This is a genomic window from Nocardia aobensis NBRC 100429 (assembly GCF_000308375.1).
Lineage (GTDB): Bacteria > Actinomycetota > Actinomycetes > Mycobacteriales > Mycobacteriaceae > Nocardia > Nocardia aobensis.
Genome location: NZ_BAFQ01000101.1, coordinates 1 through 1644, shown reverse-complemented (window position 1 = coordinate 1644; position 1644 = coordinate 1). Strand labels below are relative to the sequence as shown.

2 protein-coding genes are annotated in these 1644 nt (G+C 69.0%); both read left to right on the top strand.

Going from position 1 to position 1644, the window contains the following annotated elements; translation table 11 throughout:
* Positions 1-901, top strand: a 901-nt coding sequence (locus tag RJ03_RS12805; RefSeq protein ID WP_036501582.1) for an ABC transporter ATP-binding protein, incomplete at its 5' end; no start/stop codon positions are given.
* Positions 898-1644: ABC transporter permease (locus RJ03_RS12800; protein ID WP_036501580.1), on the top strand; the 747-nt coding region annotated here is incomplete at its 3' end. The genes RJ03_RS12805 and RJ03_RS12800, both read left to right, overlap by 4 nt.

The window sequence follows — 1644 nt, the reverse complement described above, 5'->3', positions numbered from 1 at the left end:
GATTCAGCAGGCGGGCCTGTTTCCGCATATGACGGTGGCCCGCAACATCGCCACGGTGCCGGGTCTGCTCGGCTGGGACCGCGCCCGGGTGCGCGCCCGCGTCGACGAGATGCTGAATCTCGTGGGCCTCGACCCCGAGACCTTCCGCGGCCGGTATCCGCGCCAGCTCTCCGGCGGGCAGCAGCAGCGGGTCGGTGTCGCCCGCGCGCTGGCAGCCGATCCGCCGGTGCTGCTGATGGACGAGCCGTTCGGCGCGGTCGACCCCATCACCCGCGGGCTGCTGCAGGACGAACTGCTGCGGCTGCAGACCGAACTGCACAAGACGATCGTGTTCGTCACCCACGATTTCAACGAGGCCGTCAAGCTCGGGGACCGAATCGCGGTGCTCGGCAACAGTTCCCGCGTCCTCCAGTACGACACCCCCGCCGCGATCCTCGCCGGCCCCGCCGACGAGACGGTAGCCGGATTCGTCGGCGCCGACGCCGCCCTCAAACAGCTGACGCTGGTACGGGTCGCCGATGTGGAACTGGGCAGCTGCGCCACCGCCGCGCAGGACGATCCGGTCGACACACTGCGCGCGGCGCTGGCCTCGCAGGACTGGAAATGGGGTCTGGTCCTGGACTCCGACCGCCGGCCACTGCGGTGGGTATCCGAACATCAACTGGCGCAGGCACAGTCGTTACACGACGCCGGCGTCCCGGTGACCGGCACGGTGACGGCGGATTCGACGCTGCAGGCGGCGCTCGAGACACTGCTCGCCGAAAGTACCGCCAACGCCGTCGTGACCGGGCCACGGGGCGAATACACCGGGCTGGTCGCGATCGACACCCTGGTCGCACACCTGTCCCGCACCCGCGCCGAACATCGTTCGGCCACAGCCGATTCGGGTGACCGGCCATGAGCCCGGCCGGCCGATACGAGCGGCGCGCCGACCGGATCCGGTTGTTCATCCAGCCGGTGCTGGCCGTGGCCCTGGCGGCCGGCGTACTGGTGTGGGCCTTCGACCGCACCCTCACCGCGACGCAGCGGGCCAGTATCAATCCCACCACCATCGGCACCGTGGTCCGCCAGCACGTGGCGATCACCGCGACCGTGGTGCTGATCGTCGTCGCGGTCTCGGTTCCGTTGGGCACCTTGCTGACTCGGCCGCGCTACCGGCGTCTCACTCCGCTGTTCGTCGGTGTCGCCAATATCGGTGCGGCGGCACCGGCGATCGGTCTGATCGTGCTCACCTATCTGTGGACCGAGAAGACCGGCTTCTGGGTGGGGGTCGCTCCGATCGCGTTCTATGCGCTACTCCCCGTGCTGCGCAATACGATTCTGGGATATCAGCAGGTCGATCCCGCTCTCGTCGATGCCGGCCGAGGGCAGGGCATGTCGGCGATGACGGTGCTGCGCCGCATCGAATTCCCGCTCGCGGTGCCCTATATCCTGGCCGGCCTGCGCACCTCCCTGGTGCTGGCGGTCGGCACGGCCACGCTGTCGTTCCTGGTCAGCGCCGGCGGTCTGGGGATTCTGATCGACACCGGCTACAAACTGCGCGACAACGTAACCCTCTGGGTGGGAGCAATTCTCGCGGTCGCACTCGCCCTGCTCGTCGACTGGCTGGGCGCGCTGGCCGAGCAATTTCTCGGACCGCGGGGG